At 64.7% G+C, this 5,764-nt stretch carries 4 protein-coding genes; 1 reads left to right on the top strand and 3 read right to left on the bottom strand.

The window, feature by feature from the left end; genetic code table 11:
- A partial coding sequence (locus AC5RWX_RS29415) for an ABC transporter substrate-binding protein (protein WP_494099765.1) occupies positions 1-656 on the bottom strand: 656 nt, incomplete at its 3' end.
- A gap of 359 nt (positions 657-1,015) precedes the next feature.
- Between AC5RWX_RS29415 and AC5RWX_RS29410 the strand changes: the two genes are divergently transcribed.
- Positions 1,016-1,510 (top strand): FBP domain-containing protein, encoded by a 495-nt coding sequence (locus AC5RWX_RS29410; protein ID WP_494099764.1) that lies wholly within the window; start codon positions 1,016-1,018, stop codon positions 1,508-1,510.
- A gap of 48 nt (positions 1,511-1,558) precedes the next feature.
- Here AC5RWX_RS29410 and AC5RWX_RS29405 read toward each other — a convergent pair whose 3' ends face one another.
- Both AC5RWX_RS29405 and AC5RWX_RS29400 read right to left on the bottom strand, forming a co-directional pair.
- A complete protein-coding gene (locus AC5RWX_RS29405) occupies positions 1,559-2,245 on the bottom strand; it encodes a hypothetical protein (RefSeq protein WP_494099763.1) in 687 nt (228 codons plus the stop codon).
- Between the two features lie 195 nt (positions 2,246-2,440).
- Positions 2,441-5,764: ATP-binding protein (locus AC5RWX_RS29400; RefSeq protein ID WP_494099762.1), on the bottom strand; the 3,324-nt coding region annotated here is incomplete at its 5' end.

The raw sequence follows: 5,764 nt of genomic DNA, 5'->3' as shown, positions 1-5,764 counted from the left end.
ACCTTCTCCTTGATGGTGGCCTCGGTGTCCGAGATCAGCTTGGTGGCTTCGGCGTCCTTGCCGAGGGCCTTGCCGATGATGGAGGTGGAGTCCTGCCAGGAGGTTCCGTAAGCCAGCTCAGGATGGGCCACGACCGGCGCGATCTCACTGAGCTTCTTGTAATCCTCTTCCGTGAGGCCCGAGTAGGCAGCCAGGATGACATCCGGGGTGAGCTTGGCGATCTCGGTGAAGTTGATGCCGTCAGCTTCGGAGTACTGGACAGGAGCCTTGTCGGAACCGAAGCCGGCACCGAGATCTTCCAGTGCTGCATCCTTCCAGGGTGTGGAGCCCTGGTCGTTGCCGCCCCATTCATTCTTGGGAACCCCTACCGGCACAACGCCCAGGGCGATGGCGACGTCGTCGTTGACCCACGAGACGGTGGCAACACGCGTGGGCTGCTCCTCAATGGTGGTCTTGCCGTAAACGTGCTCGATGGTCACCGGAAACTGCGAGTTGCTGGAGCTGGGTGCGTTGGCGCCGGTGTTGGAGGAAGCGGGGCCTGTGGAGCAGGCGGAGAGGGTGAGCGCCGCGGCGGCCAGAACGGCCGTGGCCTTGCCGGCTGACTTGAATAGCGTGCGGCGGGTGGCGCTGGGCCCGGAAAAGAGGGGGGAAGTCACGGAACTCCTTAAGTGGATGAAGACGAACTTAAGTAAGGCTAGCCTACCCTCGGGGGCATTACGCAAGGTTTCTGTATTGTATTCCTCCTCGTGACGAAAGACACATTCCTTCCGCCCGAGTGGCTTTGGACAGGGAAGATGCGGTTTGGCAGGATGTCCCTGCCGGAACTAAACGGCTGAACCGCCGCAGTCAAACGGACTCAGATGGGGAGAACAGGGACAGATGTGCACGCAGAAGGCCGTCACGGCCAGCGCTGCCATGGAAAGCGGGGCGGCCGTTGCGGCCTGCTCCGCGGGGAATGACTGATTCCTCGTTTCCTTAACCCCTTTTCAGGTCCCATCTCCTTGAAAGTTCAGCCATGCGATCCATCACGCCTCAGCACATCCGATCATCGTTCATCAATGCCAGCCGCTCCGAAGCTGCCAAGCTAACCCTCCCCAAGGATTTCGATTCCCTTGACTGGGAAAGCCTTGACTTCCTGGGCTGGCGGGACGAAAAGATGCCCCTCCGCGGTTATCTGGTGGTTCCAGGGCCCAGAGGCCTCACCGGAATCATGCTGCGCGCGCCCGAAGGCGGCGCCCGGAAGAACCGCTCGGTACTCTGCGAGCTGTGCCGGGACGTGTTTTCCAAGGAGGACGTGCTCCTCTGGGTCGCGAAGCGCGCCGGACAGGCTGGCCGCGACGGCAATAGCGTCGGCACGCTGATCTGCGCCGATTTCCTCTGCTGTGGCAACGTCCGGAAGGAGCCTCCGGCCAACGAAATCAATCCGGACCCGGCAGCCGTGGTGCTGCGGCAGATCCAGGGCCTGCAGGACCGGACTGCCCAGTTCCTGGCACGGGTGCGGGTCAAATAACAGCAAAGAGGAACCCTCCCCGTCGGGGAGGGTTCCTCTTGTTGATGGTCAGCGGTAGGAGAAGCTCATGAGCACGGCCTTCAACTCCCGGCCCTTGTCACCCCAGTACCACTCTTTCGCCGCGTCGTCGTTCTCGAACGGCTGGTCCGTGAACAGCACGTCTGCGGTCAGAATGCGGTCATCGAGCTTTATGAGCCCGTATTGCACCTGCCCGTCCGGCGAGACCGGCGATCCTGCCGTGAGCCCCATGCGGTAAGTAGCAGTTCCAGAAGCGTGATCAACAAAGAACGACGAACTGGGCGTGGGAACCGCAGCCCCGATCAATCCCGGCACCGGGTCCGTCTCGAGTATGAACCTGGAGACATTGCCGGCTGTGGCGTCACCGACCTGGCTGTAGTAGATGTTGATCTGCTCGTTGCCGTTGGCATCGTAGACGGTCGCCGTCTCGACTGCCGGGGACGTCGAAACCTGTTCATGCTTCACGCGCCAGCCCTCCGGGTGGGCAAAAGACAGCCGGCCGTCGGGAAAGGTAAACGACACCGGCCCGCTGGGTACGGGAGAAGAGGTAGCGGCGGGAACAATCGACGCAGGGGGACTCGGCGTACCTGCCTGGGCGGCAGGGCCGGTGGAGCTACCTCCGTCCCCGGCAGTGCCGCCGGCCGCACAGCCCGCGAGGGTCAGGGCTGCGACGGCGGTGAGCGCCATGTAGGTGGTGGCGCGGCGTGCTGGGCGCATTTGTGGTGCCTTTCAAGGGAAGGCCGTCAAAACCATCAGGCGTCAGATGCAGGACCCAGCGTTCCACAACTGCCCGGCGGAAGGACGACGGCGAGTGTTTGATGCCGACCAGCATCGCATCGGAACAACGCCTTCACTAGCTCCCAAACAATATATCCATCGACTTGTTATAAAGCCGGTCCCCTCGATAACGGGCTAGCGCAAAACGATGTCAACCGGGTTCGCTTCCGAGCGCCAGGCCCCTTCCTCACCCGCACGCGGCCGGATGACCGGCGCTGTCAGCACCCCTGAACGGTTGGTGCGCTTGTCGCGGAGGATCTCGGTGACCGAGCCAAGGTGCCGGGACAGGTCGATCACGTTTTCAGGTGCGGCGAGCAGCAGCTGGAACCCGAATTCGTGCAGTGCCTTGATTCCGGCTCCGGCGAACTCCTCGGATGCCAGCACAAAAGCCTCGTCCATCATCACGGTCCCGTACGTGGTGAAGCCCTGCTCCGCGATCCCCAGCTGGTAGCTCAGCGCAGCGGCCATGATGAAGGCCGTGAAACGCTGGCGCTCACCGCCGGACATGGATCCGGTGTCCGCGTGCATAAAGACTTCGGTTTTCTTCGCCCCGCCCTTTTTGCCCGATGCCGGCCCGGCAACTTCCCGGTGCTCCTTGCACTGAATGAACAGGTGCCCGCGCACGTCCAGCACCTCCGCCCGCCACCGCCTGTCCTCCGGCGCCTGCGAGCCCAGCCGCTTGACCAGGGTTTCCAGGGACTTGTAGCGGGCGGTCAGTTCCGCGTCGTCGTCCCTTTCCCCATTGGAGCCGTCAGACCTGCCGCCTTCGGGCTTAGCCGGCCGCGTGTGCCGGGCCTTGAGCGCGTTCTGGATGGCGTCCTTGAACTGCTTGGCGGAGGGAGGCAGCGTCTGCTTGATATCCAGCTCCAGAAAGCTGCCCTCGTGGAAGTTGACCTGCGAGAGAATGCCGTTCAGCGGGAGGATACGGCTGGTGATGGAGCGGCGTTCCTCATCGAGCAGATGCAGCAGCGTGCTGAAGGATTCATGGGTGCGCTGGTTGAAGAACTGCCGGAATTCTGCCTCCTGGGCGGGCAGGCCGTCGCTGACAATCGCGTGGTAGCGGGTTTCAAACTCGCCGGCAGCACCGATGGTGCTGCCGTGGTCGGCCGAGATGGCACTGCCCCAATCGCGGACGAAGCCCTCGAAAATCCTCGTCAGGCGTTCGGCAGTTGTTTGCCCGCGCGACTCCGCCGCATGCAGTTCACCGAGCAGGGCGGTCCGTACCCGGTTGGCGAGGTTGTCCAGCTCATGCATCTCCGTCACATCACCGAAATCGGCAAAGTACGGTTCCAGCGCGGTGACTGTGGCGTCCGACGGCGGCGCCTGGGCCAGGCGGTCCCGCGCAGCTTCCAGCAGGGAATCGGCGGCCGTCAGCTGCCGGTCCAATGCCTTGTACTCGCTCTGCAGGACAGCGGCGGCCTCGGTGCTGGCTTGGTGCTTCTGCCGCGCCTCCTCGATGATGGCGCGGAGGGGCTCAAGATCTGCCTGCGCTGCCAGGGCGTCCTTCAGCCGCTGCTCGATCCTGGCAAGCTCGTCCGCCGCAACTGCCGCCGACACCTGTTCCCAAGGACGGTGATCCTCAGCAATGCGGCGCAGGGCGTCGAGCTGCCGGCTCATCCCCTGGTGAGAGTCCTCGCGGGTCTGCGCCAGTTCTGCCGCCTTGGCAACCTCCTGCCGCAGGTCCTCCACCTGGCCGGCAACCAGCTCGAGCTTGGCGGCGTTGTCGAACCCGAGGACATAATCCTGCCGGCTGGTGAACCGGTCATCCTTTTCCACCGTGTGCCGGTTGCGCTTCACCACTCCCCCCAGGCTGAGGCCCCTGTCCAGCACAGCCAGTTCGTCCGGTTCGTCCACGCAGGGGTAAGCGAAGTCCAACGCGATCCGCTCGCGGATCCAGGACCCCGCTTCGCTCGCGACGCCCGTGGCGAGGATGTCCAGCTTGGTGAGCAGGTCGCCGTCGCGCACGTCATCCAGCGCCAGGGCGCCGCCGGAAAGCGGCTTGGAAACGTCCACTGCCCGCAGTGCGCCGCGGACATTGTGGTCGTTGAGGTACCGCGTCACAGCCGCGAAGTGTTCGCCCGGCACCAGCAGGGTGGTGGCAAGGTTACGCAGGGCGCGCTCTGCGGCGGGCCGCCACCTCTCTTCCCCCTCGGCGAGGTCCATCAGTTCGCCGGCGAACGGCATCCGGTCCTCAGGAATGCCCGTGGCTGCGGCGATCGCGGCCCGGTTTTCAATGCTCGACGGCGGCAGCAGCGACTTGCGCGTCTTCAGCGACACGAGCTCCTGCTCAGCTGCGGCCAGCTCCCGCTTCTTCGTTGCGTGGGCATCGAAGGCTTCAAAGCGAAGGTCCTGCAACGCCTGGGAATCATCCTTGAGCTCCGCCGACCTTGCCGCCGCCTGCTCGTGCGCCTGCTCCCAGCCTTCGGCAGTCCACTCAAGCCGGAGGCCGGCGTCGCCCAGCGCTCGGCGTGCCGCTTCCTCCACCTGCTGGCGAAGCTTCAGGCCAACCCGGGCGTTTTCCAGTGACTGCTCAATGGCGGAGATGGCGTTGCCGCCCTGGTTGTTGTAATCCGCCTCCAGCTGGCGCAGCTCCTTGGCCAGGCCGTCCCGGACTCCGCGCTCGGCGCCGAGCTCCGTGGCCTTCGCCTGGGCCAACTCCTTGAAGCGGGCCAGCATCTTCTGGTGAACCGTCACGGCGAGCTGCTGCTTGTAGGCCTCGAATTCCTCGCCGGCGAGGTCCCGCAGCCGGTTTGCGTCCAGCAGCGCCTGCGCGTACTCCCTGTTCAGCCCGGGCACCGGGGCCAACTGGTCCCGCTGCTGGCGGACGTCCTCCAGCCGCTGCCGGATGGACATCAGGTTGCTGAACTCCTCGACGACGTCATCCGCCGCTGCGAGAGTAGCCGGAGCATCCAGGACCTGGTCCCGGAAGAAGGTGTTGACGCTGCCGCCCAGGCCCTTGCCTGCCTGGATAACGCGCAGGAGCGGGAGGGCCTGGTCCGAGTTAATTCCCAGCAGCCGGCGGAAGCGCTCTGCGAACGCCTTGTGCACATCGAAGACCTGGGCATCCGCAAAAATCGTTTCCAGGGCAGCCTTGGTGAACCGCTTGTCCGCGATGCCCTCGAGCGCCTCCAGGTCCAGCGGCTGGTGGTCAATGAGATAGAACCGGCCGACGCTCGACTCGGTGCCGTTCTTCGGCAGGTCGAACAGCGCCGAGACCGTCACCCGGGTGCCTGCTGCGTTGTCGAACGTCAGCGCCACGGCGGACCAGGTGGCACCCGGGCGCTGGAAGGCGCTCGCCGACCCCTCCCCCACAGCCTTGTCGCCCACCTTGCCGCGCATGTAGGTGAAGGTGGTCCGCTTGTCCTCCACAGCACCGCCTGAGCGCTGGGCAGCGGCCTCGTTGGACCTGGGCCTCGCATCGAATACCCGGAGCATGGCGTCAAACAGGGTGGACTTGCC

The organism is Arthrobacter sp. SPT-J7, assembly GCF_059089965.1.
Note: the sequence above shows the minus strand (reverse complement) of the source record. Positions and strands in the feature narration are given on the sequence as shown.